The sequence below is a fragment of the Paracoccus jeotgali genome (assembly GCF_002865605.1).
Taxonomy (GTDB): domain Bacteria; phylum Pseudomonadota; class Alphaproteobacteria; order Rhodobacterales; family Rhodobacteraceae; genus Paracoccus; species Paracoccus jeotgali.
This window is the reverse complement of record NZ_CP025583.1, coordinates 1933520-1957012: the sequence shown is the minus strand read 5'-3', so window position 1 is coordinate 1957012 and position 23493 is coordinate 1933520. Positions and strand designations below refer to the sequence as shown.

Below are 23493 nucleotides of genomic sequence, written 5' to 3'. Positions count from 1 at the left end.
CCTTTGTTGCCGGGTCAGGCTAGCCGCTGAACCGGGGCGGCGCAATGACTGCGGCACTGTGCCAGTTGCTTGCGGGGCGGCTTCGGCCTATCTGATAGATATGGAACGCGCACCCTTGATCGACCCCTTCGCCCGCCCGATCACCTATCTTCGGATGTCGGTGACCGACCGCTGCGATTTTCGCTGCACCTATTGCATGGCCGAGCACATGCAGTTCCTGCCCAAGCGCGATCTGCTGACGCTCGAGGAACTCGACCGGCTGTCCTCGGTCTTCATCGGGCTGGGGGTGCGCAAGCTGCGGATCACCGGAGGCGAGCCTCTGGTCCGGCGCGACATCATGTCGTTCCTGCGGGCCGCCTCGCGGCATCTGGGCGACGGGCTGGACGAATTGACGCTGACCACCAATGGCAGCCAGCTGGCGCGCTTCGCGCCCGATCTGGCGGCGATGGGGGTGCGGCGGATCAATGTGTCGCTGGATACGCTGGACGCGCAGAAATTCGCCGCGATCACCCGCTGGGGCCGGCTTGAGCAGGTGATGCAGGGCATCAGCGCCGCCAAGGCGGCCGGGCTGCGGGTCAAGATCAACACCGTCGCGCTGAAGGGCTTCAACGAAGAGGAACTCTTCTCGCTGCTCGACTGGTGCGCGGCCGAGGGGCATGACCTGACCTTCATCGAGGTCATGCCGATGGGCGACATGTCCGAAACCGAGCGGCTGGGCCAGTATTGGCCGCTGTCGGACCTGCGCGCGCGGCTGGCCGAGCGCTTCAACCTGATCGACCTGGCCGAGCGCACGGGCGGGCCGGCGCGCTATGTGCGGCTGGCCGAGACCGGGCAGAAGATCGGCTTCATCACGCCGCTGACGCATAATTTCTGCGAAAGCTGCAACCGCGTACGCGTCACCTGCACGGGCGAGCTTTACATGTGCCTGGGCCAAGAGGACCGCGCCGATCTGCGCGCCCCGCTGCGCGCGTCCGAGGATGACACCCTGCTGCGCGAGGCGATCCGCGCCGCCATCGCCCGCAAGCCCAAGGGGCATGATTTCGACTATTCCCGGCAGTCGGTCGCCGGTCAGGTCAGCCGCCATATGAGCCATACCGGCGGCTGACGCGCCCCGTCGGGGATTAGCCGGTTGTCGGCATCCGTGCCTCGACCATCCCCGCGAACCAGCTTGCGCCGAAGGGGATCGCCTCGTCGGTGAACTCGTATTTCGGGTGGTGCAGCATGGCGGTGTCGCCATTGCCCATCAGGATATAGGCGCCGGGGCGGGTGTTCAGCATATAGCTGAAATCCTCGCCGGTCATCATCGGCGCCAGCGTCAGATCAACATCGCCGGCGATGGCGCGCGCGACCTCGGCGGCATAGCCCACCTGCTCGGCATGGTTCACCGTCACCGGATAGCCGCGGCGGTAATCGACCGCTGCCGTGGCCCCGAAAGCGGCGGCGGTGTGGTTCGCCACGCGGGCCACCCCCTGTTCAAGAATGTCGCGCACGCCTTCGTCCAGACTGCGGGCGGTGCCGCGGATCTGGACCACCTCGGGGATGACGTTATGCGCGGTCGAATCGGTCTGGATGACGCAGCAGGACAGCACCGCGTTCTTCATCGGATCGACATTGCGCGACACCAGCGATTGCAGGCTGACGACGGTCTGCGCCGCGACCAGCAGCGTGTCGATGCAGTCATGCGGGCGCGCCGCATGGCCGCCGCGGCCGGTGACGGTGATCTCGAACTCGTCCGCGGCGGCCATGATCGGGCCTTCGCAGATGGCGAATTCGCCGGTCGGGATGCCGGGCATGTTGTGGATGGCGTAGAACTCCTGGATCTTCCAGCGCTCGGCCAGCCCGTCCTGCAGCATCGCCCGCGCGCCCGCGCCGCCCTCCTCGGCGGGCTGGAAGATGACGATGGCGGTGCCGTCGAAGTTCCGCGTCTCGGCCAGGTATTTCGCCGCCCCCAGCAGGATCGCGCTGTGCCCGTCATGGCCGCAGGCGTGCATCTTGCCCGGCACGGTCGAGGCGTGGGGCAGGCCGGTCATTTCTGTGATCGGCAGCGCGTCCATATCGGCGCGCAGCCCGATCACCCGACCCGCGCTGTCCTCGCGCCCGCGGATCACGCCCACGACGCCGCTTTTGCCGATGCCTTCGACCACCTCGTCGACGCCGAAGCTGCGCAGCAGCTCGGCCACGCGGGCCGAGGTCCGGGGCAGATCGTATTGCAGCTCGGGGTGGGCGTGGAAATCGTGCCGCCAGGCGATGATCTCGGGCAGCATGTCGGCAAAGCGGTTCTTGACGGGCATGGGTCTCTCCTTCGCGGGCAGGGTGGCGCGCGGGCGCGGGCGCTGCAAGTGGCAAGATCGCCGCCCCTTTCCTGACGATTTCGTGAGGCGCAAGCGGTGGTGACTTTACGTCGCCGCGCTGCGATAAGACGCTTCAAGAAAACATCCAAACGGGGGACATCATGTCGCGCATCGTCACCATTCTGTCCGCCCTTGCGCTGTTGGTGCTGGCGGCTTGCGGCGGCGGGCAGCGCGCCGTCGTCGTCACCGCCAGCGGGGGCGTGCCGGGCAGCATGGTGCCGCAACTGGGCGACAGCGCCCCCCATGCCTGGGTCGGCGGACACCCCTATCTGCTGCCGGTCCACGGCATCGACATCTCGCGCTGGCAGGGGCAGATCGACTGGGCGCGGGCGCGGACCTCGGGCATCAGCTTCGCCTTCCTGAAGGCCACCGAGGGCGCCGACCACGCCGACCCCGAATTCCGCCGCTATTGGCGCGAGGCCGGCAATGCTCGCATCCCGCGCGGCGCCTATCATTATTACTATTTCTGCCGCTCGGGCGCCGAGCAGGCGGCGTGGTTCATCCGCAACGTCCCGCGCGAGGCAGGCTCGCTGCCGCCGGTCCTCGACATCGAATGGACCCATTCGCGCACCTGCCCGCGCCGTCCGGGGTCCGAAGAGATCCTGCGCGAAGCGTCGATCTTCATGAGCATCCTCGAGCGTCACTATGGCCAGCGCCCGATCATCTACACCACCGTCGATTTCTACCGCGACACCGGCATCCGCCGCCTGAACGCCGAGTTCTGGCTGCGCTCGGTTGCCGGGCATCCGCAGACCGTCTATCCGGGCCAGAACTGGACCTTCTGGCAATATACCGGCACCGGCCGGGCGCCGGGCATCAACGGCAATGTCGACCTCAACGCTTTTGCTGGCAGTGTCAGCCAGTGGCGCGCATGGCTCTCACGTCGCCTGGTCCGCTAGGGCGGGCGCGCTTCCGCTGGCGTCAGCCGGCGGGCGGGCAGAACCTCGCCGCGCTGTGGGCCGAGATGCTGCTGCTGTATGGCGCGATCCCGGTGGCGCTGGCGCTGTTTCTGCCCAAGGGCTGGCTGTTTCCGGCGCTGTTCGTGCTGATGGGTGGCGGGCTGGTGCTGCTGTGGCGGACCGGCGGGTTCGAGTGGCGCGATCTGCTGCGCGGCTGGGGGCGCTTTGACTGGGGGCTGCTGGCGCTGTTCGGCGCGCTGACGCTGGGGATCGCGGTGCTGGTCATGGCGCAGACGCGGCCCGAGGCGCTGTTCGGCTTTGTCCGCCGCGATCCGCGCTTTCTGGTCGTGGTCTGGCTGCTCTACCCGCTTTTGTCCGCCTTGCCGCAAGAGCTGATCTTTCGGGTGCTGTTCTTTCACCGCTATGGCCAGCTGTTCCGCGGCCCGCGACAGGCGGTGCTGGTCAACGCGGCGTTCTTCAGCCTCGCCCATCTGATGTACTGGAACTGGATCGTGGCCGCGATGACCTTCGGCGGCGGGCTGGCCTTTGCCATCGGCTATCTGCGGCGCGGCCTGCCCTGGGCCTTCGCGATGCACGGCCTGGCCGGCAATTTGCTGTTCACGGCGGGGCTTGGGATCTATTTCTACTCCGGCAATGTCGTTCGCCCGTTCTGAGCCTGCGCTTGACTTCGCCCGTCCAAACAGGTTCATGCGAGCCTGACGAAAACGAGGTCCGACATGCACGCCTATCGCAGCCATAACTGCGCTGAACTCTCCGCCGCCAATGCCGGTGAAACCGTCCGCCTGTCGGGCTGGGTCCACCGGGTGCGCGATCACGGGGGCGTGCTGTTCGTCGATCTGCGCGATCATTACGGCATGACGCAGGTGCTGGCCGACAGCGACAGCCCGGCCTTTGCCGCGATGGAAAAGCTGCGCGCCGAAACCGTGATCCGCGTCGATGGGCGGGTCAAGCTGCGCGACCCGTCGCTGGTCAACCCCAAGCTGCCGACCGGCGAGATCGAGGTCTATGCGACCGATCTCGAGGTGCTCGGCCCGGCGGATGAGCTGCCGCTGCCGGTCTTCGGCGAGCAGGATTACCCCGAAGAGACGCGGCTCGCCTATCGCTTCCTCGACCTGCGCCGCGAGACGCTGCACAACAACATCATGCTGCGCTCCAAGGTCGTGCGCAGCCTGCGCAATCGCATGTGGGATCAGGGCTTTACTGAATTTCAGACCCCGATCATCACGGCCTCGTCGCCCGAGGGCGCGCGCGACTTTCTGGTGCCTTCCCGGCTGCATCCGGGCAAGTTCTACGCCCTGCCGCAGGCCCCCCAGCAGTTCAAGCAGCTGATCATGGTCGCGGGCTTCGACAAGTATTTCCAGATCGCGCCCTGCTTCCGCGACGAAGACCCCCGCGCCGACCGCTCGCCCACCGATTTCTATCAGCTCGATGTCGAGATGTCCTTTGTCGAGCAGGATGACGTCTTCGCCGCGATTCAGCCCGTCATTCGGGGCCTGTTCGAAGAGTTCGGCGGCGGCCGCCCGGTCAACGCCGACTGGCCGCGCATCCCCTATGCCGAGGCGCTGCGGAAATACGGCAGCGACAAGCCAGACCTGCGCAACCCCATCGAGATGCAGGATGTGAGCGAGCATTTCCGCGGCTCTGGCTTCGCCATCTTCGCCAACCTTCTGGAACAGGACGGCACCGAGATCCGCGCCATCCCCGCCCCCACCGGCGGCAGCCGCAAATTCGCCGACCGGATGAATGCCTATGCGCAGAAAGAGGGTCTGCCGGGGATGGGCTATATCTTCTGGCGCAAGGGCGATGACGGCACGACCGAGGCCGCCGGTCCCATCGCCAAGAATATCGGCCCGGAACGGACCGAGGCGATCCGTCAGCAGCTTGGCCTGGCCGAGGGCGACGCGGCGTTCTTCCTGGGCGGCAAGCCCGAGAGCTTTGAGGCGGTCGCCGGCCGGGCCCGCAACGAGATCGGGCGCGAGTTGGGGCTGATCGAGGAAAACCAGTTCAAATTCGCCTGGATCGTCGATTTCCCGATGTATGAGAAGGACGACGAGGGCAAGATCGACTTCTCGCACAACCCCTTCTCGATGCCGCAGGGCGGGATGGAGGCGCTGTCGGGCGATCCGCTGAAGGTGCTGGGCTATCAATACGATCTGGCCTGCAACGGCTATGAGCTGATTTCGGGCGCGATCCGCAACCACAAGCCCGAGATCATGTTCAAGGCGTTTGAACTGGCCGGCTATCCGGCGGCCGAGGTCGAAAAGCGCTTTGGCGGCATGGTCAAGGCGTTCCGCTATGGCGCACCCCCGCACGGCGGCTGCGCGGCCGGGATCGACCGCATCGTGATGCTGCTCGCCGACGAGCAGAACATCCGCGAGGTCATCATGTTCCCCATGAACCAGCGCGCCGAAGACCTGATGATGGGCGCCCCCAGCGAACCCAACAACGAGCAACTCCGCGAGTTGCGCCTGCGGGTGCTGCCCAAGGATTGATCGGCCTCAACCCCCGCGGGACGCAGTTCAACGGCCGCGGGCGTCTTAGGTTGACGCATGAGTTGCGCCTGCGGGTGGTCGTTAAGCACCGAGCTATCGCAGATGCCGCTGACGTGACGTCCCGCTGACGATGCCGCACCGGATTACCCTTTGCGAGTTGCACCTCCGCTCGCCACGCCGCCGCAAGACGCAATCCCATGGCGATGCGGCCCCAGCCGGGCGCCGCGCTGCCGTCACGCACACCCCGCCGCCAGCCTCGCATGGACCAAGCCGCTCAGGCGCTTCAGGTCCTGCCCGGTGGCGCGGCCGGCGTCCTGTTGCTGGCTCAGCGCCTCTGCCGCCTCGGCGAGGGGCAGGTCGTGCGAGGATCGCGCGATGCCGGTCAGGAAGCGGGCGACATAGTCGATGCTCGCCGGGTCGGCGTCGCCCGACAGGATCGCCGCGACATGGGCCAGATCATCCCGCAGGGCGGCGAGATCCGGGGTCACGGTGTCGTCGGGCAACAGCCTCGGCCCGCGGGGCAGGGCGTGCGGCGGCAGCGCCTGCAGCACCGCCTGCTGGAACGCGGCGAGGCTGTCGATGGGCTTTTCCAGAAACCCCAGCGCGCCCGCCGCCATGGCCTCGTCCCGCGTCGCAGGATCGCCCGAGATCGCCAGCGTCGCCGGCGCATTGCTGCCCATGCCCTTGACGCGGTGGATCAGCTCGGCCCCGCTGCCATCGGGCAGCCCCATATCGACGATCAGCACGCTGGGCCGATAGGTCTTCAGATGCCGCATGGCCGCCCGCAGGCTGTCCGCGCGGCGGATCCGGGCGCCCGACCGCAGGCAGAGCAGCCGCAGCGCCTCGGATGAAAAGCGCGAATCTTCAACGACCAGCACCGTCAGCCCAGAGAGCGGCCGCCCCGGAAGCTGCGTCTGCCATAGCGGCGCTGCGGCGCCGGTCGGGATCTGTTCGGTCTGCATTCTTGCATCCCCCTGTGGAATCACCTGATGCCCCACGCTAGGCGCAGAACCCCTAATGGGCCGTTAACACCGGGCGGTTTCCCTTGGCTTCACCCGCCGCGGGGCCTAGAACACCCGCGTCAGACCGCGCCCGGCGGTCCAAGACCAAGAGGTGATGTCGTGAATCTGACCGGCGGAGTCGTTCTCTATGTGGTGCTGTGGTTCCTGACCCTGTTCGTGATCCTGCCCATCGGTCAGGTCAGCCAGCAGGATGCGGGCGAGGTCGTCCCCGGCACACCGCCCGGCGCGCCGCATGCGCCGCGTCTGGGGCGCAAGATGCTGCTGGCGACGGCGATCTCGGCGGTGCTGTGGGGGATCTGCGCCTGGCTGATCCTGGGCGGCATCTTCACGCGCGAGCAGATCATGCAGCTCGATCAACTGATCCGCTGAGCAGGTGGAACAGATGCGTGAACCCCGCCGCCGCCAGCACCGGCACGGCGATATTGGCAATCGGGACGGTCAGCGCAAAGGCGATCATCACCCCCAGCAGGGTCACTGACAGCGGCCGCGCGCGACGCAGCGCGCTGGCCGCATCCTCGTCGAGGTGACGCCGCGCGGCCATCTGAAAGAACTCTCGCCCCAGCAGCCACCCATTCGCGCCATAAAACAGCGCCGGCGCGAAGGGGCCAAGGAAGGGCGTCAGCATCAGGCTGACCAGCCCGACCAGCAGGACCGCGCCCATCACCGGCAGGGCTTCGAGAAGCCCCTCCCAGAAGTCAGGGTCCTCGCCGCGACGCTGGGGATAGTGCAGCGCCTCGACCTCGTCCGCGACCTGTCCGGCGAAAAGGCCCGAGAAGGCGGCGGCGACCGGGGCCATCAGGAAGAACCCCATCACCGGAAACAGCATCAGGCTGCCCCAGCTGAGAAGGGGACCGATGACGACATCCCCCAGCAGCGGCAGATGGATGCTGCCGGAAAACAGCGCGCGGATGGCCCAGAAGATGCCCAGCTGCAGCGCCACGAAGAGGCCGATGGTCAGTGCGATCCCGGTCAGCACGATCGACAGCACCCGAGGGCGCAGCAGATCGGTCCAGGCCAGCAGCAGCGCGCGGGTGACGATCATTCGAGAACCGTGATCTTGCTGTCCATGTCCGGGCGCGGCCGGTCGGGCGGCGCGGTCGGTCCGCGCGAGCCGATATGGATCAGCCCGACGATCTTTTCGCCCTCGGTCAGCCCCAGATGCTTCGCGGCAAACTCGGGCTGCGCGGCGACCCCGGTCAGCCAGCTTGCCGCAAAGCCAGAGGCCAGCGCGGCATTGACCAGCCCCAGACAGACCGCGCCCGAGGAGAGGAACTGCTCCCACCGGGGCACCTTGTCGCTGTCGACGGGGCTCGACACCACCGCGACCACCACCGGCACCTGAAACGCAGCGCGATGTTTGGCGGCTTTCTCGCGGCTGTTTCCGGCGCTTAGCGAGGCTTCCTCGACCATGGGCGCAAGGCGGGCAAGGGCCTCGCCGCGGATCACCACAAAGCGCCAGGGCTCCAGCTTGCCGTGATCGGGGCTGCGGGCAGCCATCGTCAGCAGCTCGCGCAGTTGCACATCATCGGGGCCGGGGCCGGTCATCAGCACCGGCGGATAGGACCGCCGCGTGCGCAGAAACTCGACAGAATCTTGATGGGGATCGGGCATGACACTCTCCTGTTGAGGGGGATCTAAGCGCTGCCCCGCCGGTCGCCAAGGCTTGACGCGCCGCATTCGACCGGCGCTTGTGGCAGCATGTGGGATGATTTGCCAGGTCTTCGCCGTTTTGTGACCCCGGACGGGCGGATCGAGGTGCGCGTGACGCCCAAGGCGGCGCGAAACCGGCTGGTGGTGGACGAACATGGCGCGCTGCGCGCCTATGTCACCGCCGCGCCGGAACAGGGCAAGGCCACCCGCGCGGTGGCCGAGATGCTGGCCAAGGCGCTTGCGGTGCCAAAGACGCGCGTGGTGCTGGCCCGTGGTGCTGTCTCGCGCGACAAGAGCTTTCGGCTGCTGGAGTGACGGATCAGGTCGGGTCCAGCCGGTATCCCCCCTCGGGCAGGTTCAGCGCGGCGCGCAGCTCGGCCAGTTGCCGGGCGCTCAGCGTGATCTCGCTATAGCGGTCGCCGTCGGGTTCGTCCTGCCGCAGCACGACGCGGTCGTCAAAGGCGGTGATGGTGATGTCGCCCTGAAGAGGCGCCGACTCGGGCTCGTCGATCAGGGTGATGACGGTGGCGTCGAATTCGTGTTCGATCGTGAACATGGGGCCTCCTGCGGATTGCGGTCGGCTCAGGGTGACGCGAACGGGTTTGCCTCGCAAGGGGCGGATGTCTATTCTGCCGCCAGCCTCAGCCGACAGGAACATCATGCTGCATCGCTTTGCCCCGACGGGCCATCTTCGCCGCGCCGCCCTTGGCCTTCTTGCCGCGCTTGCCCTGACGGCCTGTGCGCCGGTCGTGGTCAGCGATGCGCCGCCGCTGCCGGGGCCGCCCGACGTCGGCCAGATCTCGGCACCGGCCGTCACGCCGCAATCCCCGCGCCAAGCGGCCAACAACTTCCTGACGGTGATCCGTCGGATGGAGCCGGTGATCGAGCGCGAATGCCTTGCCCGCCGCACCGACAACATCAATTGCGATTACCAGTTCGTCGTCGATGACCGGCTGGATATGGAGCCTAATGCCTTCCAGACCCTCGACCGCGCCGGGCGGCCGATCATCGGCTTTACCGTGTCGCTGATCGCGGCGGCGCAGAACGCCGATGAGCTGGCCTTTGTCGTCGGCCACGAGGCCAGCCACCACATCCTGAACCACCTGTCGCGCAAATCGACCTCGGCCACGGCGGGCGCGGTGATCCTGGGCGGGCTGGCGGCGGCGGCTGGGGCCGATCCGGGCACCATCGGCAGCATTCAGCGGGTCGGCGCCTCGGTCGGGTCGCGCGTCTATTCCAAGGAATGGGAGCTGCAGGCCGACTATATGGGCACGATCATCACGCTGGCCGCCGGCTACGATCCGGTGCGCGGGGCAGAGTTCTTCCGCCGCATGCCCGACCCCGGCGATCACATCCTTGGCTCGCACCCGTCGCGGGCGGCGCGGATGGCGCAGGTCCAGCGCGCGGTGGCCGATGTCCGCTCGGGCCGTGCCCGCTGATCGAACCGGCGGGTTCAAGTTCGGGGGAAAACGAATCTGTTTCCCGGTGTCTTTGTGCTGCGCCGGGAACAGGGCTGTTGCAGATCGGTCAGCATCTGACAAAGTACAGATGTTACAGCAATAAACATGTCCTAGTGCAGTGCAGAGCGGCTGCGACATGTTGCCCAGAACCCACAAAAATGTGAAATTACCTTACGTCACGGGCTGGAACTGGTGGGAAAGCTCATTGTAGGCAGGCATAACTCGGTTAACGTTTGGGTTGTATTCGCTGACGAGACAGGCGGGTCCCTTTTGTAGCTGTTCACCCGCGGGGTAATTGAATGATCGGCGTCGTAATCTGGAGCAGCGAAGAAACCCGTAAAGCGGTGATTTGGTGCGAGGATCAGGGGCCGCTCGCCTATCTGGGGGGCGGCGAGGGCGTGATCGCCGATTTGGACTGGCCGGTGCCGGGCGACCTGCTGCGGCTGGAATGTGAAACCGTCGGCAATCTGCGACACGCGACCTCGGTCAGCGTGATTGCCGCGCGGGCCTGTCCGCAGCTTCCCGCGGCACTTCTGGGTCAGACGAACCGCCCCGCCTCGCATCTGCGCATCGTCGCGCGTGGCGATGACAGCCGGGTCGAGGACCCCTTTCGCGCGGGCGAGGGCAAGCACGCGTCCAGCCTCGCCCCAGCCGCCTCGCGCTGAGCCGGCAAACTTCGTCTAAAGAAAATCCAGTCCCGCAAGGCCCGCCCGGCACACGCCGCGCGGGCCTGCGCGGTTCAGGCGCCGCGGGCCAGCGCCGCGACCCCGGTCCGCGCCTGATCGCTGAGGCCCAGCGGCCGCATCAGATCGGCAAAGGCGTCCAGCTTTTCCGGCGTGCCGGTAATCTCGAACACAAAGCTGCGCAGGGTCGAATCGACGACATTGGCGCGGAAGATCTCGGCGATCCGCAGCGCCTCGACGCGGTGGTCGCCGCTGCCCGAGACCTTGAACAGGCCCAGCTCACGCTCGACACTCGGCCCGTCGGTGGTCAGGTCGTGGACCTCGTGGACCGGCACGATGCGGCCAAGCTGGGCCTTGATTTGGACGATCACCGCCGGCGTGCCGCGGGTGACGATGGTGATGCGCGACTGGTGGCCGGCATGGTCGGTTTCGGCCACGGTCAGGCTGTCGATGTTGTAGCCGCGCCCGGCGAACAGCCCGATCACGCGCGCCAGCACGCCCGGCTCGTTCTCGACCAGCACGGCGAGGGTGTGACGTTCCTCGATCTCGACATTGGGGTCGCGCAGATCATAGGCCGAGTGGCTGGACGCGCCCTGCTTGATGTTCAGTGCCATGTTCTTGCCTTTCTCAGACCAGGGCCGCGCCGCCGGCAAAGGCCGCCGCATCGGGGGACAACAGCATCTCGTTATGCGGCTTGCCGGACGGGATCATCGGGAAGCAGTTCTCGTGACGCTCGACCAGCACATCCAGGATGAAGGCGCCGTCATAGTCGATCATCTCGCGGATCGCGTCGTCCAGTTCCGCCGGATCGCTGACCCGCCGGCCGCCGCAGCCAAAGGCCTCGGCCAGCTTGACGAAGTCGGGCAGGCTTTCCGACCAGCTCTGGCTATAGCGCTCGCCATGCAGCAATTGCTGCCATTGCCGCACCATGCCGAGGCGTTCATTGTTCAGGATGAACTGCTTGACCGGGGCGCGGAACTGCACCGCGGTCCCCATTTCCTGCATGTTCATCAGCCAGCTTGCATCGCCCGCGACGTTGATGACCAGCGCCTCGGGATGCGCGACCTGCACCCCGATCGAGGCCGGCAGGCCGTAGCCCATCGTCCCCAGCCCGCCCGAGGTCATCCAGCGATTCGGCCCCTCGAACTTGAGATATTGCGCGGCCCACATCTGATGCTGACCGACCTCGGTCGAGATATAGCGGTCATGGCCCTGGGTCAGCGCCTCGAGCCGCTCCATCGCGTATTGCGGCTTGATGAGCTGGTCCGAGTTCTTGTAGCCAAGGCAATTCACCGCCCGCCACGTCTCGATCTGCGCCCACCACGCACGCAGCGCCTCGGATCTGGTCTTGCGGCCACGCGATTGCCACAGCTCCAGCATGTCGCCCAGCACCTGACCGACATCGCCGACGATGGGAATATCGACGCGCACCACCTTGTTGATGCTGGATTTGTCGATGTCGATCTGCGCCTTGACCGAACCGGGGCTGAAATCCGCGACCCGGCCGGTGATGCGGTCGTCGAACCGCGCGCCGACCGCGATCATCAGGTCGCAGCCGTGCATGGCAAGGTTGGCCTCATAGGTGCCGTGCATCCCCAGCATCCCCAGCCAGTTGCCGCGGCTGGCCGGATAGGCGCCCAGCCCCATCAGCGTCGAGGTGATCGGAAAGCCGGTGGCATCGACCAACTCGCGCAGCGTCTCGCTGGCGGCGTCGCCCGAATTGATGACCCCGCCGCCGGTATAGAAGACCGGCCGCTCGGCCTGTTCCATCGCCTCGACAAGGCGCAGGATGGCGTCGGGATCGCCCTGCCGCTGCGGCTGATAGGGGCTTTTCGGCGCGTCCGCCGGGCCGACATAATCGGCCTCGGCGAATTGGACGTCCTTGGGGATGTCGATCAGCACCGGCCCCGGCCGTCCCGAGGTCGCGACGTGAAAGCCCTGATGGATGGTCTGCGCCAGCTTCGCGGTGTCCTTGACCAGCCAGTTATGCTTGGTGCAGGGCCGCGTGATGCCGACGGTGTCGGCCTCTTGAAACCCGTCAGTGCCGACGAGGAAGGTGGGCACCTGGCCCGACAGGACCACCAGCGGGATCGAATCGAGCAGCGCGTCGGTCAGCCCGGTGACCGCATTCGTGGCCCCCGGGCCCGAGGTGACCAGCACAACCCCCGGCTTTCCGGTCGAGCGGGCATAGCCTTCGGCCATATGGACCGCGCCCTGTTCGTGGCGCACCAGAATGTGGCGGATGTCGTTCTGCTGAAAAATCTCGTCATAGATGGGCAGCACAGCCCCGCCGGGATAGCCGAATACCGTATCGACGCCCTGATCGCGCAGCGCCTCGACCACCATTCTCGCACCCGTCATCTTTCGGGACATATCCGTCACCTCTTTTGTCAGCTCGCGGCAGCGCTGCGCCGGATTCGCACAGGCTTCGCCGCACCGCCGCAAATTATGGGCGTCGCGGGGCAGGGTCAATGGCCATTTTTCCTGAAATGACGTCAGGGGGCCAATCCGCGCAACTTTATTACGCTGCAGATGCGCGGCTGGCCGTCAGGGCAGGTCGATCAGCGCCACCTGTTCGACAATCGGCGCGACGGACAGCGGATGCGCCTCGTCCGAGTGGTCCTGCGGGTTGCCGATATCCTGCCAGACCCCGCCCTTGTAGATCTCGAGCGCGCTGAAGCGGGCCTTGTAATCCATCTTGCGGCTGCCCGGCACCCAATAGCCCAGATAGACATAGGGTAGCCCCGCCTCGCGGGCGAGGGCGATGTGGTCAAGGATGATATGCGTCCCGAGGCTGCGCGCGGTCAGGCGCGGATCGAAGAAACTGTAGACCAGCGACAGCCCGTCATCCAGCACATCGGTCAGGCAGACGGCGGCCAGATCCTCGTCGCTGTCACCCTCGGTCAGGTTGCGGCCGCGATATTCGATGATGCGGGTGCGGACCGGCGTTTCCTCGATCATGGCGGCGAATTCGAAGATATCCATATCGGCCATGCCGCCATCGGCGTGGCGGCCGTCCAGATAGCGGCGGAACAGATCGAACTGATCCTCGGTCGCCCAGGCGCTGGTCGCGACGCGGATCAGGTCGGCATTGCGCGCGGCGACCCGGCGCTGCGACCGGCGCGGCACGAAATCCGCGACCCGGATGCGCGCCGACATGCAGGCCACGCAGCTTTCGCAGCTGGGCCGGTACAGCACATTCTGCGAGCGGCGGAAGCCCTGCCGCGACAGCGCGTTGTTCAGCTCTTGCGCGTTGCCGGCATGCAGCGAGGTGAACAGCTTCCGCTCTGCCCGACCGTGCAGATAGGGGCAGGGTTGCGGCGCCGTGACATAGAATTGCGGCGCGTGATTTACCGTATGGCGCATGGCCGATCCCATCCGTCACCCCGCGCCCCTGGCACGCTTGTCGTGGCGCGAGTGCCTGCCGTCATGTCAATCCGAAACCGACGCTTCTGATGCGGAACGGTAGCAACAGACGGCGCCAAGGCCAAGCAAAGATATCGGCCCGTTTGCGTCAGATTGACCTGCCCGGCGGCATGGCGCACACCAAGCGACATGCAGCTTGCCTCCGCCATCACCCGCCTGCCTATCGCCTGCGACACATCGCGCGCGGCCGAGGCCGCTGCGCGTTTCGCGGGCCTCGATCCGCGCCTTGTCGATCTGCTGTCGGGGGCAGCCGGGTGCAGCCCCTATCTGTGGTCGCTGATGCAGCGCGAAGCTGATTGGCTGGCCCAGGCCGTGGCGGCTGCCGATGACCGCGTGGTCGCGCGCGAGACCGAGGGGCTGGAGGACTGCGACCCGGCCAGTCTGGGCGTCGCGCTGCGTCAGGCCAAAGGGCGGATCGCGCTGCTGGCGGGGCTGGCCGATCTTGGCGGGGCGTGGCGCCTCGAGCAGGTGACCGGCGCGCTGACCGCGTTCGCCGACCGGGCGACGGATCTGGCCATCCGCGCCCATCTGGCGGTCGAGGTGGCGCGCGGCAAGCTGCCCGACACCGATGCCGACGCCGGCGGGCTGTTTGTCATGGCGATGGGCAAGATGGGCGCGGCAGAGTTGAATTACAGCTCCGACATCGACCTGATCGTGCTGTTCGACGACCAAGCCTATGCGGTGGGTGACCGCCAGCAGGCCCGCGCCTCGCTGATCCGCGCCACCCGCCGCATGGCCGCGACGCTGTCGGACAACACCCAGCACGGCTATGTCTTCCGCACCGATCTGCGGCTGCGCCCCGACGCGGCGGTGACGCCGGTCTGCCTGTCGGCCAGCGCCGCGCTGTCCTATTACGAGGCCGAGGGCCGCACATGGGAGCGTGCGGCCTATATCAAGGCGCGGCCCTGCGCCGGCGATCTGGCGGCGGGACAGCGCTTTCTGGACGATCTGCGGCCCTTCGTCTGGCGGCGGCATCTGGATTTCGCGGCGATTCAGGACGCCCATGACATGCGCCTGCGGATTCGTGATCACAACGCGCTGGGCGGTTCGCTGACCCTGCCCGGCCACAACATGAAGCTGGGGCAGGGCGGCATCCGCGAGATCGAGTTCTTCACCCAGACCCGCCAGCTGATCGCCGGCGGTCGCGACCGCTCGCTGCGGCTGCGCGGGACGGTCCCGGCGCTTGCGGCGCTGAGCCAGCAGGGCTGGGTGCCCGCCGACATCGCGGCCGAACTGTCGGACCACTATCGCCAGCACCGCGAGATCGAACATCGGGTGCAGATGGTGAACGACGCCCAGACCCATGATCTGCCGCGCGATGAGGCCGGGCTGCAGAACATCGCCTGCATGATGGGCGAGCCCGACCTCACCACCTGGTCCGACCGCCTGCTGGCACGGCTGAAGCGGGTCGAGACGCTGACCGACGCCTTTTTCAGCCCCGGCGATGCTGCGCCCCTGCCCGAGATTTCCGAGCGCTCGCAGGAAATCATCGACCGCTGGGACAGCTATGCGGCGCTGCGCAGCACGCGCGCCCAGCAGATCTTCCGCCGCATCAAGCCGGACCTGTTGTCGCGGATGTCGCGCGCCGAATATGCCGAGGACGCGCTGCGCCGCTTCGACCTGTTTCTGCAGGGCCTGCCGGCCGGGGTGCAGATCTTCTCGCTGTTCGAGGCCAACCCGGTCCTCGTCGATCTGCTGGTCGATATCTGCGCCACCGCCCCGGGCCTCGCCGCCTATCTGGGCCGCCACCCCGAGGTTCTGGACGGCGTGCTGGGCGGGTCCTTCTTCGCGCCCTGGCCGGGGCCGCAGGCGCTGCAGGACGACCTGGCCCATCGCCTGGACCAGCAGATGAAGGCCCGCGACGGCGGCTATGAGCGCGCGCTGGACGAGGCGCGGCGCTGGGCGCATGAATGGCAGTTCCGCATCGGTGTCCACCACCTGCGCGGTCTCGCCGATGCGGCGCAGATCGGGCAGGAATACGCCGATATCGCGACCGCCTCGATCATCGCGCTGTTGCCGCTCGCCGCCGATCAGGTGGCCGTGCGCCACGGCCCGCCGCCGGGGCGTGGCGCCGTCGTGCTGGGGATGGGGTCGCTTGGGGTGCGGCAGTTGAACGCGGCTTCCGACCTCGATCTGCTGATCATCTATGACGCCGAAGGGGTCGACGAATCGCAGGGCCCGAAGCCGCTGGCGCCGCGGGCCTGGTATGCCCGCCTGACGCAGGCGCTGATCACCGCGCTGTCGGCGCAGACCGCCTCGGGTCGGCTGTTCGAGGTCGATATGCGGCTGCGGCCCTCGGGGCGGCAGGGGCCGGTCGCGACCTCGCTGCAGTCCTTCCGGAACTATCAACTGGGCGAGGCCTGGACATGGGAGCATCTGGCCCTGACCCGCGCCCGTCCCGTCGCCGCCTGCGGGGCCGAGGCCGCGGCGCTCTCGACCGAGATCGAGACGCTTCGCCTCGAAATCCTGCGCGAGCGCGGGCATGACGACCGGGTGCTGGCGGACCTTGCCGACATGCGACAGCGCATCTTCGCCGCCAAGCCGCCCGATGGCGCATGGGAAGCCAAGATCGGGCCCGGCCGGCTGCAGGATGTCGAGCTGTTCGCCCAATCCCTCGCGCTTCGCAGCGGCGATCCGGCGCGGACGGCGCTGGCGCAGTTGCGGGCGGGGGCGCGTCACGGTCTGATTGGCCGGATCGAGGGCGAGGATCTGGCCTCGGCGCAGCGCTTTCTGTGGCGGCTGCATGCGGCGGGGCGGTTGATCAGCGAACAGGCGCTGGACATGAGCCGGCTGGGGCGCGGCGGGCAGGAGTTCCTGCTGCGCGAGACGGGCTGCGACGATCTCGAGGAGATGGCCGAGCGGCTGGCGCAGGTGTCGCGGAACGCGCGAGAGGTGATCGAGGGCGCGCTCGGCCCGGCGCAGGACGGCGCGCAAGAGCGCGAGTGAACCTGCGCGTCCTCGGCGACGGGCCGCAGCGGCAGGACGGCTCCGCCTGCGGCCGCTTCGGTCACGCCGTGGCGCGGTTGGCGGGTTCGGCTTCCCATCCGGCGCCGTCCAACATCTCAGGCTGCGCCGGGTCAACCGGGCGTGCAGGCTCTGCCACGACCAGAACCGCAGCGCCGGGCTGAACGGGGACGGACCGCGCCATCTCGGCGCCGCCGATCTGGCCCAAGACCGGGACCTGGCTCAGGCCCTGCGGCAGCGGCGCGGGCGCGGCGTCAGCCTCTTCGCTTTCGTCGAAGACGCCATGCACGGTCTTGTCCCAGTAGAAGGGGTTGGTGACGACCTCGTAGATCGCCTTCCACCCGGCAAGGCACCCAAGCGGGAAATAGAAATGCATCAGCGGCACCCAGATCATCAGGTGGCGATGTTTCGGCCCGCGCACCGCCCACAGGCTGACCGCCATCGAGATCAGCTCTGACGCCACGAACAGCGTGAAGACCGCCGTCAGCGCCGCACCGCCGCCCAGCGATGACAGCGGCTCGCGCAGCGGATGCGGCAGGCCGAGAGCCAGCAGCCAAAAGCTCCACAGCACCGGGGCCAGCAGATATTGCGACATCGTGCCCAGAAACTGGATCTGGAAGGCCAGGAACCGCTTGGCGCCCAGCTCGCGCCACAGGGCCAGCGGGTTGCGCATATGGACGCCCCAGGTCATCGCATAGCCCTTGAGCCAGCGCGAGCGCTGCTTGACCCAGGGCAGGGCGCGGCAGTTGGCCTCTTCATCGGTGGTCGTCTCGATCAGCTCGGTCTGCCAGCCGCGCCGGGTCAGGCGCACGCCCAGATCGGCGTCTTCGGTGACGTTCCAGGCGTCCCAGCCGCCCAGTTCCTCGAGCACGTTGCGGCGGAAGAACAGCGTCGTCCCGCCTAGGGGCACGACCAGACCCAGCCGCGCGATGCCGGGCAGGTTGGCGCGGAACCACGAGGCGTATTCGATGGTGAAGCAGCGCGCCAGCCAGTTGGTGCGCGGGTTGAAATAATCGAGCTGCCCCTGCAGGCAGACCACCTGCGGCGGGGCCACGGCAAAGCGGCGCGCGACCTTGTGCAGCTGATCGGGGTCGGGCCGGTCCTCGGCATCCCAGACCCCGACGATATCGCCGCGGCAGAAGTTCAGCGCGTAGTTCAGCGCCCGCGGCTTGGTCTGGACCGGGCCGGGCGGGACCACGACGACGCGGATCCAGTGCGGCAGGGTCACGCCATGCAGCGCGCCGCGGGTGATCGGGTCGGTGGCCTCGACCACCAGCAGAATGTCGGTCAGCTCGCGCGGGTAGTCCAGCCGGGCCAGCCGGCCGACCAGCTTGCCCGCGACATCGCTTTCGTGGAACAGCGGCACCATGACCGAGATCACCGGCAGCGCCGCGTCCATCGGCGGGGCGGCTTTCAGCCCGGCCGAGATCAGCGCGGTGTCTGCCGCCGCCTCGGTCCGCCCCCGCAGAACCGCCGCGAAGGCCATCAGCTTCAGCCCCGTCCCGGCCAGCAGCGTCAGCACCGCCCATCCGGCCAGCACCGCCAGCACCAGCGCCGGGGCAAGCCACAGCCCCACCACCAGCAGCGCTACCAGCCCCAGCGCCAGCCGCGTCATCAGCCCGGCGCGCTGCGTTCGACAGCTTTCCTCGGCCGGGACGCTGCTTTCGGCCTGCCGCGTCAGCGAGGTCATCCGCATCGAGATGATCGCCTGATGGATCGCGCTTTCGCTGGTCAGCAGCATCCGCACCGGCCCGAAACCGGCGGGCAGAAGGGCGGTCGTCCGGGCAAAGTCCTCGGGCCGCGAGGTGGCGATGAAACTGACGCCGCCGACGCGCCGCCAGGGCAGGATCGCGTGTTTCAGGCAGAACCCGGCCCCCAGCTCGTCCACCAGCCGCGAATCGGCGGGCATGGCGACGGGATCGACGGCAGAGCTGCGCCATTGCCGGGTCAGCGCGTGGGTCAGCGCGGCCTCGGTCACCCAGCCATTGGCCAGCAGGATCTGCCCCAGACGCACATTCTGGCGCCGCCGCATCACCGTGGCCTTCAGCAGGTCGCCGGGACTGACGGCCCCATCCTCGAGCAGGATCTGGCCCAGCGGGCGAAGGTCGCGGTCAGAGAGATCCGCAGGCGGGGCCTGGATGCGGATGCCCGGACGGATCGGAACCGGCGCGTTTGCGGCAGCGGGCTGGGCAGTCATGGCGAATCCCTGTTGGTTTCGCAATGACTGACACGGCAGGAGTTAAGGTTAGGTTAAACCCCGTCCCGCCGCTCGCGCATGGCGCTGGCGAAGCGCGCGAAGAGATAGTTCGAATCCTGCGGGCCGGGGCTGGCCTCGGGGTGATACTGGACCGAGAACACCGGCCGCCCCGTCACCGCGAGCCCGCAATTCGAGCCGTCGAACAGGCTGACATGGGTCTCGGCCACGCCCTCGGGCAGGGTCTGGGAATCGACCGCAAAGCCGTGATTCATCGAGGTAATCTCGACCTTGCCGGTCTTGGTTTCGCGGACAGGATGGTTGGCGCCGTGATGGCCGTGGCTCATCTTGACGGTCCGGGCACCTAGGGCCAGCGCCAGCATCTGATGTCCCAGACAGACGCCAAAGATCGGCATGTCGCGGTCCAGAAGGTCGCGGATCATCGGCACGGCATATTCGCCGGTGGCCTCGGGATCGCCGGGGCCGTTGGACAGGAACACGCCCTCGGGGTTATGCGCCAGGATATCCTCGGTCGTGGCGGTGGCGGGCAGCACGGTCACATCGGCGCCGATTGCAACCAGCGAACGCAGGATGTTGCGCTTGGCGCCATAGTCGATGGCGACCACCTTGAAGGGGTTCGGCTCGGTCAGCGGCGCGAATTCGCCCGGCCATTCCCACATGCCCTGCTGCCAACGATAGCTTTGCCGGGTCGAGACCTCGCGCGCCAGATCGAGGCCGACCAGCCCCTTCCACGCCCTGGCCCGCGCGATCAGCGCCGGGATGTCGAACTCGCCCGCGGGGTCATGCGCCAGCACCACATGCGGGCTGCCCTGCTGGCGAATCGCGCGGGTCAGGCGCCGCGTGTCGACGCCGCCCATGCCCAGCCGGCCCCGGCGCTGCATCCATTCCTGCAGCCGCGCGGTCGAGCGCCAGTTCGACGGCTCGGTCGGGTCCCATTTGACCACGATGCCACTGGCGACCGGATCGGCGGATTCGTCATCCTGCTCGGTCACGCCGGTATTGCCGATATGGGGGAAGGTGAAGGTGACGATCTGGCTGGCATAGGAGGGATCGGTCATGATCTCCTGATAGCCGGTCATCGCGGTGTTGAAGACCAGTTCGGCCACGACCTCGCCCGTGGCGCCAAAGCCGTGCCCCATGAAGATCGTGCCGTCCGCTAGGGCTAGGCAGGCGGTCGGTTTCGCGGCAGGCGCGGTCATGGCGGTGGCTCCTGATCTGATAATCGTAGCGAACCTAGTGAAGCGCCGCCCGCTGGTCAAGCAAGCGCGGACTTGATCGCGCGGCTTTCGCGGCATAGATGAGGCGGCCTGCCAGAGATTGGAAACCGACATGGATCTGAAGACCAAAATCCAGACCGCCACCAAGGACGCGATGCGCGCCCGCGACGCCGCGCGGCTGTCCACGCTGCGCCTGATTTCGGCCGCGATCAAGGACCGCGAGATCGCCGCGCGCAGCGGCGAGGGCGAGGTTGCCGGGCTGTCGGATGCCGACCTGCTGGCGATCCTGGCGCGGATGGTCAAGCAGCGTCAGGAATCCGCCAAGGCCTATGAAGAGGGCGGGCGGCTGGAACTGGCCGAGAAGGAACTGGCCGAGATCGAGGTGTTGGGCGAGTTTCTGCCCCGCCCGATGACGACCGAAGAAAGCGAGGCCGCCATCGACGCCGTCATCGCCGAGCTGGGCGCAAGCTCGGTCCGCGATATGGGCCGGGTCATGGCGGAACTGAAGACCCGCTATTCCGGTCAGATGGATTTCGGCGCGGTGGGGCAGTCGGTCAAGCAACGCCTGCTGTAACGCCAAGGCTGCCGCCGCATCGTCCATCGGAACGCCCCGCCGCGCGGGGCGTTTCTGTTTTTTGATGAACGGAGGAAGCCATGCCCGCAAAATCCAAGGCCCAGCAACGTGCCGCCGGTGCGGCCCTGTCCGCAAAACGCGGCGAGACAAAGGTCAGCGACCTGCAAGGCGCGTCCAAGGACATGTATGACAGCATGTCCGAGGATGAGCTGGAAGATTTCGCCTCGACGGATCTGGACGGGCTGCCCGAGCATGTCGAGGACGAATGACCGGGCGCTCTAGTCGCGCAGCCGCGCCAGTTCCCGGTTCAACTCGGTCTGCAGCGCGCTGCGCTCTTCCGGGGTCAGGAAGGCGCCGAGTTCGATCTCGCGGCCGGTCTTGTGGTCGCCGGTCAGGACAAGATAGCGTTCGACCGGGCCGGGGCGGATCTCGGCCCTGATCCAATAGGGGTTGGCCTGCCAGTGACGGTCGGGCTGGCCCGGATCGTGCCGGGTCAGGCCGATCCGGTCGCGCGTCAGGCGCAGCACCTCGAAGCTGGTGCCGCTGCGATAGCTGCGCTCAATGGCCCACCAGACCGCCGCGATGGCGGCCAGCATGAAGGGCAGCAGCGCCCACATCAGCACGCTTCCCAGCAGCGCGATCAGCGGCAGGCTGAGCAGCCCCGCCGTGATCCCGATGAACCAGACAAAGCCGGTGCGCGGCAGCGAGCGATGGGGCCGCGCGTGCAGCAGTCTTGTCCCGTCCTGATCCAGCCATTGATAAGGCACGTCGCTGCGTTCCCCTATGTCCGGACGAAAACGGCCCCGGATCGCTCCGGGGCCGTGGTTCAGTGCATGTCACCTAGTGGGCGTGCGAGCGGTCCCAATCCTCGCGCTTGGGAAGCTGCTCGAAGGTATGTTCGGGCGGCGGCGAGGGCAGGGTCCATTCCAGCGTGTCGGCGTATTCGTTCCAGTAGTTGTTCTGGGTCACGCGCTTGCCTGCGAAGAGCGTGTAGAACACGATGCCGATGAACAGCAGGAACGAGGCAAAGGACAGGTAGGCGCCGATCGACGAGACATTGTTCCAGAAGGCGAACGCCTCGGGATAGTCGATGTAACGGCGCGGCATGCCCTGACGGCCCAGGAAGTGCTGCGGGAAGAAGATCAGGTTCGACCCGATGAACATCATCCAGAAGTGGATCTTGGCCGGCAGTTCCGGGTACTGGCGTCCCGACATCTTGCCGATCCAGAAATAGACCCCGGCAAAGATCGCAAAGACCGCACCCAGCGACATCACATAGTGGAAATGCGCCACGATATAGTAGGTGTCATGATACACCCGGTCCAGCGGTGCCTGCGCGATCACCACGCCGGTCACGCCGCCGACGGTGAACAGGAACAGAAAGCCGAAGGCCCAAAGCATCGGCGCCTTGAACTCGATCGAGCCGCCCCACATCGTCGCGATCCAACTGAACACCTTGATGCCGGTGGGCACCGCGATGGTCATGGTCGCCAGCATGAAATAGGACTGCTGGGTCAGCGACATGCCGACAGTGTACATGTGGTGCGCCCAGACGACAAAGCCCAGAAGCCCGATCGCCACCATGGCCAGAACCATCGGCAGATAGCCGAAGATCGGCTTGCGCGCGAAGGTCGCAATGACATGGCTGATGATGCCGAAGCCGGGCAGGATGATGATGTAGACCTCGGGGTGACCGAAGAACCACAGGATGTGCTGATACAGGATCGGGTCGCCACCGCCTGCGGGGTTGAAGAAGTTGGTGCCGAAATTGCGGTCCATCAGCAGCATGGTGATCGCGCCGGCCAGCACGGGCAGCGACAGCAGGATCATCCAGGCGGTGATGAAGACCGACCAAGCGAACAGCGGCACCTTGAACAGCGTCATGCCGGGCGCGCGCATGTTCAGGAAGGTGGTGATGATGTTGATCGCGCCCAGGATCGACGAGGCGCCCGAGACGTGGACGGCGAAGATCGCCAGATCCATCGAATAGCCGGCCTCGGTCGTGGACAGCGGCGGATAGAGCACCCAGCCGACGCCAGAGCCGAGCTGGTCGCTTCCGCCCGGTGACAGCAGCGACGAGATGCCAAGCGCCACGCCGCAGACATACATCCAATAGGACAGGTTGTTCAGACGCGGAAAGGCCATGTCCGGCGCACCCAGATGCAGCGGCATGAAATAGTTGCCGAAGCCGCCGAACAGCGCGGGAATCACGACGAAGAACATCATCAGCACGCCGTGATAGGTGATCATCACGTTCCACAGATGCCCGTTCGGGGTGCATTCCTCGGCGCTGGGGAACAGCCGCGCGCCTTCAAGGCACATGTACTGCACGCCCGGATATTGCAGCTCCATCCGCATATAGACGGTGAAGCAGACCGAAATCAGGCCGACGAAGCCGGCCGTGAAAAGGTAAAGGATACCGATATCCTTGTGGTTGGTGGACATGAACCAGCGGGTGAAGAACCCCCGCTTGTCATGATGTCCGCCGGATTCGTGAACGGCTGCATCGGCCATTGCGC

23 protein-coding genes are annotated in these 23493 nt (G+C 67.0%); 11 read left to right on the top strand and 12 right to left on the bottom strand.

What is annotated here, in order from left to right; translation table 11 throughout:
- Positions 1–100 precede the first annotated feature (100 nt).
- Positions 101–1105 carry a GTP 3',8-cyclase MoaA gene (gene moaA / locus CYR75_RS09535; protein WP_101499831.1) on the top strand — a complete coding sequence of 335 codons (1005 nt, stop codon included), beginning with the start codon at positions 101–103 and terminating at the stop codon, positions 1103–1105.
- Between the two features lie 16 nt (positions 1106–1121).
- Here the strand turns inward: moaA and CYR75_RS09530 are convergent, their stop codons facing one another.
- The gene (locus CYR75_RS09530) at positions 1122–2291 is read right to left on the bottom strand and encodes a M20 aminoacylase family protein (protein ID WP_101499830.1); all 1170 of its coding nucleotides are present in this window, start codon (positions 2289–2291) and stop codon (positions 1122–1124) included.
- 161 nt (positions 2292–2452) lie between these two features.
- Between CYR75_RS09530 and CYR75_RS09525 the strand changes: the two genes are divergently transcribed.
- The 3 genes from CYR75_RS09525 (at position 2453) to aspS (ending at position 5763) form a co-directional block, all read left to right on the top strand.
- The gene (locus CYR75_RS09525; RefSeq protein WP_101499829.1) at positions 2453–3250 is read left to right on the top strand and encodes a glycoside hydrolase family 25 protein; all 798 of its coding nucleotides are present in this window, start codon (positions 2453–2455) and stop codon (positions 3248–3250) included.
- Positions 3223–3924 carry a CPBP family intramembrane glutamic endopeptidase gene (locus CYR75_RS09520; protein WP_101499828.1) on the top strand — a complete coding sequence of 234 codons (702 nt, stop codon included), beginning with the start codon at positions 3223–3225 and terminating at the stop codon, positions 3922–3924. The genes CYR75_RS09525 and CYR75_RS09520 overlap by 28 nt, the downstream gene beginning before the upstream one ends.
- Positions 3925–3987: 63 nt before the next feature.
- On the top strand, positions 3988–5763 hold the full coding sequence (aspS, locus tag CYR75_RS09515) for an aspartate--tRNA ligase (RefSeq protein WP_101499827.1): 1776 nt from the start codon (positions 3988–3990) through the stop codon (positions 5761–5763).
- A 233-nt stretch (positions 5764–5996) separates the two neighbouring features.
- On the opposite strand, the gene CYR75_RS09510 is transcribed toward aspS, so the two are convergent.
- Entirely contained in the window at positions 5997–6725 is a 729-nt protein-coding gene (locus tag CYR75_RS09510) for a response regulator (protein ID WP_101499826.1), read from the bottom strand.
- 159 nt (positions 6726–6884) lie between these two features.
- On the opposite strand from CYR75_RS09510, the gene CYR75_RS09505 reads away from it, so the two are divergent.
- A complete protein-coding gene (locus CYR75_RS09505) occupies positions 6885–7154 on the top strand; it encodes a DUF1467 family protein (protein ID WP_101499825.1) in 270 nt (89 codons plus the stop codon).
- Here CYR75_RS09505 and CYR75_RS09500 read toward each other — a convergent pair.
- A complete protein-coding gene (locus CYR75_RS09500; protein WP_225972668.1) occupies positions 7126–7827 on the bottom strand; it encodes an EI24 domain-containing protein in 702 nt (233 codons plus the stop codon). The two genes, CYR75_RS09505 and CYR75_RS09500, sit on opposite strands and share 29 nt — an antisense overlap.
- The gene (locus CYR75_RS09495; RefSeq protein WP_101499824.1) at positions 7824–8396 is read right to left on the bottom strand and encodes a nitroreductase family protein; all 573 of its coding nucleotides are present in this window, start codon (positions 8394–8396) and stop codon (positions 7824–7826) included. Before CYR75_RS09495 ends, CYR75_RS09500 begins: the two co-directional genes overlap by 4 nt.
- Positions 8397–8483: 87 nt before the next feature.
- Here CYR75_RS09495 and CYR75_RS09490 point away from each other — a divergent pair, with 87 nt between their 5' ends.
- A complete protein-coding gene (locus CYR75_RS09490; protein ID WP_101499823.1) occupies positions 8484–8750 on the top strand; it encodes a DUF167 domain-containing protein in 267 nt (88 codons plus the stop codon).
- Between the two features lie 4 nt (positions 8751–8754).
- On the opposite strand, the gene CYR75_RS09485 is transcribed toward CYR75_RS09490, so the two are convergent.
- A complete protein-coding gene (locus tag CYR75_RS09485; RefSeq protein WP_101499822.1) occupies positions 8755–8991 on the bottom strand; it encodes a hypothetical protein in 237 nt (78 codons plus the stop codon).
- Between the two features lie 64 nt (positions 8992–9055).
- On the opposite strand from CYR75_RS09485, the gene CYR75_RS09480 reads away from it, so the two are divergent.
- Together CYR75_RS09480 and CYR75_RS09475 are read left to right on the top strand one after the other, a co-directional pair.
- The gene (locus CYR75_RS09480) at positions 9056–9874 is read left to right on the top strand and encodes a M48 family metalloprotease (RefSeq protein WP_225972667.1); all 819 of its coding nucleotides are present in this window, start codon (positions 9056–9058) and stop codon (positions 9872–9874) included.
- A 320-nt stretch (positions 9875–10194) separates the two neighbouring features.
- A complete protein-coding gene (locus tag CYR75_RS09475; protein WP_101499820.1) occupies positions 10195–10560 on the top strand; it encodes a carbohydrate kinase family protein in 366 nt (121 codons plus the stop codon).
- A gap of 74 nt (positions 10561–10634) precedes the next feature.
- Here CYR75_RS09475 and ilvN read toward each other — a convergent pair whose 3' ends face one another.
- The 3 genes from ilvN to CYR75_RS09460 all read right to left on the bottom strand — a co-directional run bounded on the left by ilvN (position 10635) and on the right by CYR75_RS09460 (position 13944).
- Entirely contained in the window at positions 10635–11192 is a 558-nt protein-coding gene (gene ilvN / locus CYR75_RS09470; protein WP_101500976.1) for an acetolactate synthase small subunit, read from the bottom strand.
- A gap of 13 nt (positions 11193–11205) precedes the next feature.
- Positions 11206–12951, bottom strand: coding sequence for an acetolactate synthase 3 large subunit (locus CYR75_RS09465; RefSeq protein ID WP_192876649.1), 1746 nt, complete (start codon positions 12949–12951; stop codon positions 11206–11208).
- Positions 12952–13125: 174 nt separating this feature from the next.
- The gene (locus CYR75_RS09460; protein WP_101499819.1) at positions 13126–13944 is read right to left on the bottom strand and encodes an arginyltransferase; all 819 of its coding nucleotides are present in this window, start codon (positions 13942–13944) and stop codon (positions 13126–13128) included.
- Positions 13945–14133: 189 nt separating this feature from the next.
- Here CYR75_RS09460 and CYR75_RS09455 point away from each other — a divergent pair, with 189 nt between their 5' ends.
- Positions 14134–16950: a [protein-PII] uridylyltransferase family protein gene (locus tag CYR75_RS09455; RefSeq protein ID WP_101499818.1), complete on the top strand. Its 2817-nt coding sequence runs from the start codon at positions 14134–14136 to the stop codon at positions 16948–16950.
- A 61-nt stretch (positions 16951–17011) separates the two neighbouring features.
- On the opposite strand, the gene CYR75_RS09450 is transcribed toward CYR75_RS09455, so the two are convergent.
- Complete coding sequence (locus CYR75_RS09450) at positions 17012–19165, bottom strand: glycosyltransferase (RefSeq protein ID WP_101499817.1); 2154 nt, start codon at positions 19163–19165, stop codon at positions 17012–17014.
- Between the two features lie 53 nt (positions 19166–19218).
- Positions 19219–20382, bottom strand: a complete 1164-nt coding sequence (gene carA, locus CYR75_RS09445; RefSeq protein WP_101499816.1) for a glutamine-hydrolyzing carbamoyl-phosphate synthase small subunit — start codon at positions 20380–20382, stop codon at positions 19219–19221.
- A 130-nt stretch (positions 20383–20512) separates the two neighbouring features.
- Between carA and CYR75_RS09440 the strand changes: the two genes are divergently transcribed.
- Complete coding sequence (locus CYR75_RS09440; RefSeq protein WP_101499815.1) at positions 20513–20974, top strand: GatB/YqeY domain-containing protein; 462 nt, start codon at positions 20513–20515, stop codon at positions 20972–20974.
- An 80-nt stretch (positions 20975–21054) separates the two neighbouring features.
- Positions 21055–21243 carry a DUF3008 family protein gene (locus tag CYR75_RS09435; RefSeq protein ID WP_101499814.1) on the top strand — a complete coding sequence of 63 codons (189 nt, stop codon included), beginning with the start codon at positions 21055–21057 and terminating at the stop codon, positions 21241–21243.
- A 9-nt stretch (positions 21244–21252) separates the two neighbouring features.
- On the opposite strand, the gene CYR75_RS09430 is transcribed toward CYR75_RS09435, so the two are convergent.
- Together CYR75_RS09430 and ctaD are read right to left on the bottom strand one after the other, a co-directional pair.
- Complete coding sequence (locus tag CYR75_RS09430) at positions 21253–21741, bottom strand: DUF2244 domain-containing protein (protein ID WP_101499813.1); 489 nt, start codon at positions 21739–21741, stop codon at positions 21253–21255.
- A gap of 73 nt (positions 21742–21814) precedes the next feature.
- Positions 21815–23488: a cytochrome c oxidase subunit I gene (ctaD, locus tag CYR75_RS09425; RefSeq protein WP_101499812.1), complete on the bottom strand. Its 1674-nt coding sequence runs from the start codon at positions 23486–23488 to the stop codon at positions 21815–21817.
- Between the last annotated feature and the right edge of the window lie 5 nt (positions 23489–23493).

Coding starts and splice junctions, on each gene's coding strand:
- carA (WP_101499816.1), bottom strand. CDS start 20,382: ATGACCGCGCCTGCCGCGAAACCGACCGCCTGCCTAGCCCTAGCGGAC.
- CYR75_RS09510 (WP_101499826.1), bottom strand. CDS start 6,725: ATGCAGACCGAACAGATCCCGACCGGCGCCGCAGCGCCGCTATGGCAG.
- CYR75_RS09465 (WP_192876649.1), bottom strand. CDS start 12,951: ATGTCCCGAAAGATGACGGGTGCGAGAATGGTGGTCGAGGCGCTGCGC.
- CYR75_RS09490 (WP_101499823.1), top strand. CDS start 8,484: ATGTGGGATGATTTGCCAGGTCTTCGCCGTTTTGTGACCCCGGACGGG.
- CYR75_RS09475 (WP_101499820.1), top strand. CDS start 10,195: ATGATCGGCGTCGTAATCTGGAGCAGCGAAGAAACCCGTAAAGCGGTG.
- ctaD (WP_101499812.1), bottom strand. CDS start 23,488: ATGGCCGATGCAGCCGTTCACGAATCCGGCGGACATCATGACAAGCGG.
- CYR75_RS09450 (WP_101499817.1), bottom strand. CDS start 19,165: ATGACTGCCCAGCCCGCTGCCGCAAACGCGCCGGTTCCGATCCGTCCG.
- ilvN (WP_101500976.1), bottom strand. CDS start 11,192: ATGGCACTGAACATCAAGCAGGGCGCGTCCAGCCACTCGGCCTATGAT.
- CYR75_RS09495 (WP_101499824.1), bottom strand. CDS start 8,396: ATGCCCGATCCCCATCAAGATTCTGTCGAGTTTCTGCGCACGCGGCGG.
- CYR75_RS09435 (WP_101499814.1), top strand. CDS start 21,055: ATGCCCGCAAAATCCAAGGCCCAGCAACGTGCCGCCGGTGCGGCCCTG.
- CYR75_RS09480 (WP_225972667.1), top strand. CDS start 9,056: ATGTCTATTCTGCCGCCAGCCTCAGCCGACAGGAACATCATGCTGCAT.
- CYR75_RS09440 (WP_101499815.1), top strand. CDS start 20,513: ATGGATCTGAAGACCAAAATCCAGACCGCCACCAAGGACGCGATGCGC.
- CYR75_RS09520 (WP_101499828.1), top strand. CDS start 3,223: ATGGCTCTCACGTCGCCTGGTCCGCTAGGGCGGGCGCGCTTCCGCTGG.
- CYR75_RS09525 (WP_101499829.1), top strand. CDS start 2,453: ATGTCGCGCATCGTCACCATTCTGTCCGCCCTTGCGCTGTTGGTGCTG.
- CYR75_RS09455 (WP_101499818.1), top strand. CDS start 14,134: ATGCAGCTTGCCTCCGCCATCACCCGCCTGCCTATCGCCTGCGACACA.
- CYR75_RS09460 (WP_101499819.1), bottom strand. CDS start 13,944: ATGCGCCATACGGTAAATCACGCGCCGCAATTCTATGTCACGGCGCCG.
- CYR75_RS09530 (WP_101499830.1), bottom strand. CDS start 2,291: ATGCCCGTCAAGAACCGCTTTGCCGACATGCTGCCCGAGATCATCGCC.
- aspS (WP_101499827.1), top strand. CDS start 3,988: ATGCACGCCTATCGCAGCCATAACTGCGCTGAACTCTCCGCCGCCAAT.
- CYR75_RS09485 (WP_101499822.1), bottom strand. CDS start 8,991: ATGTTCACGATCGAACACGAATTCGACGCCACCGTCATCACCCTGATC.
- moaA (WP_101499831.1), top strand. CDS start 101: ATGGAACGCGCACCCTTGATCGACCCCTTCGCCCGCCCGATCACCTAT.
- CYR75_RS09500 (WP_225972668.1), bottom strand. CDS start 7,827: ATGATCGTCACCCGCGCGCTGCTGCTGGCCTGGACCGATCTGCTGCGC.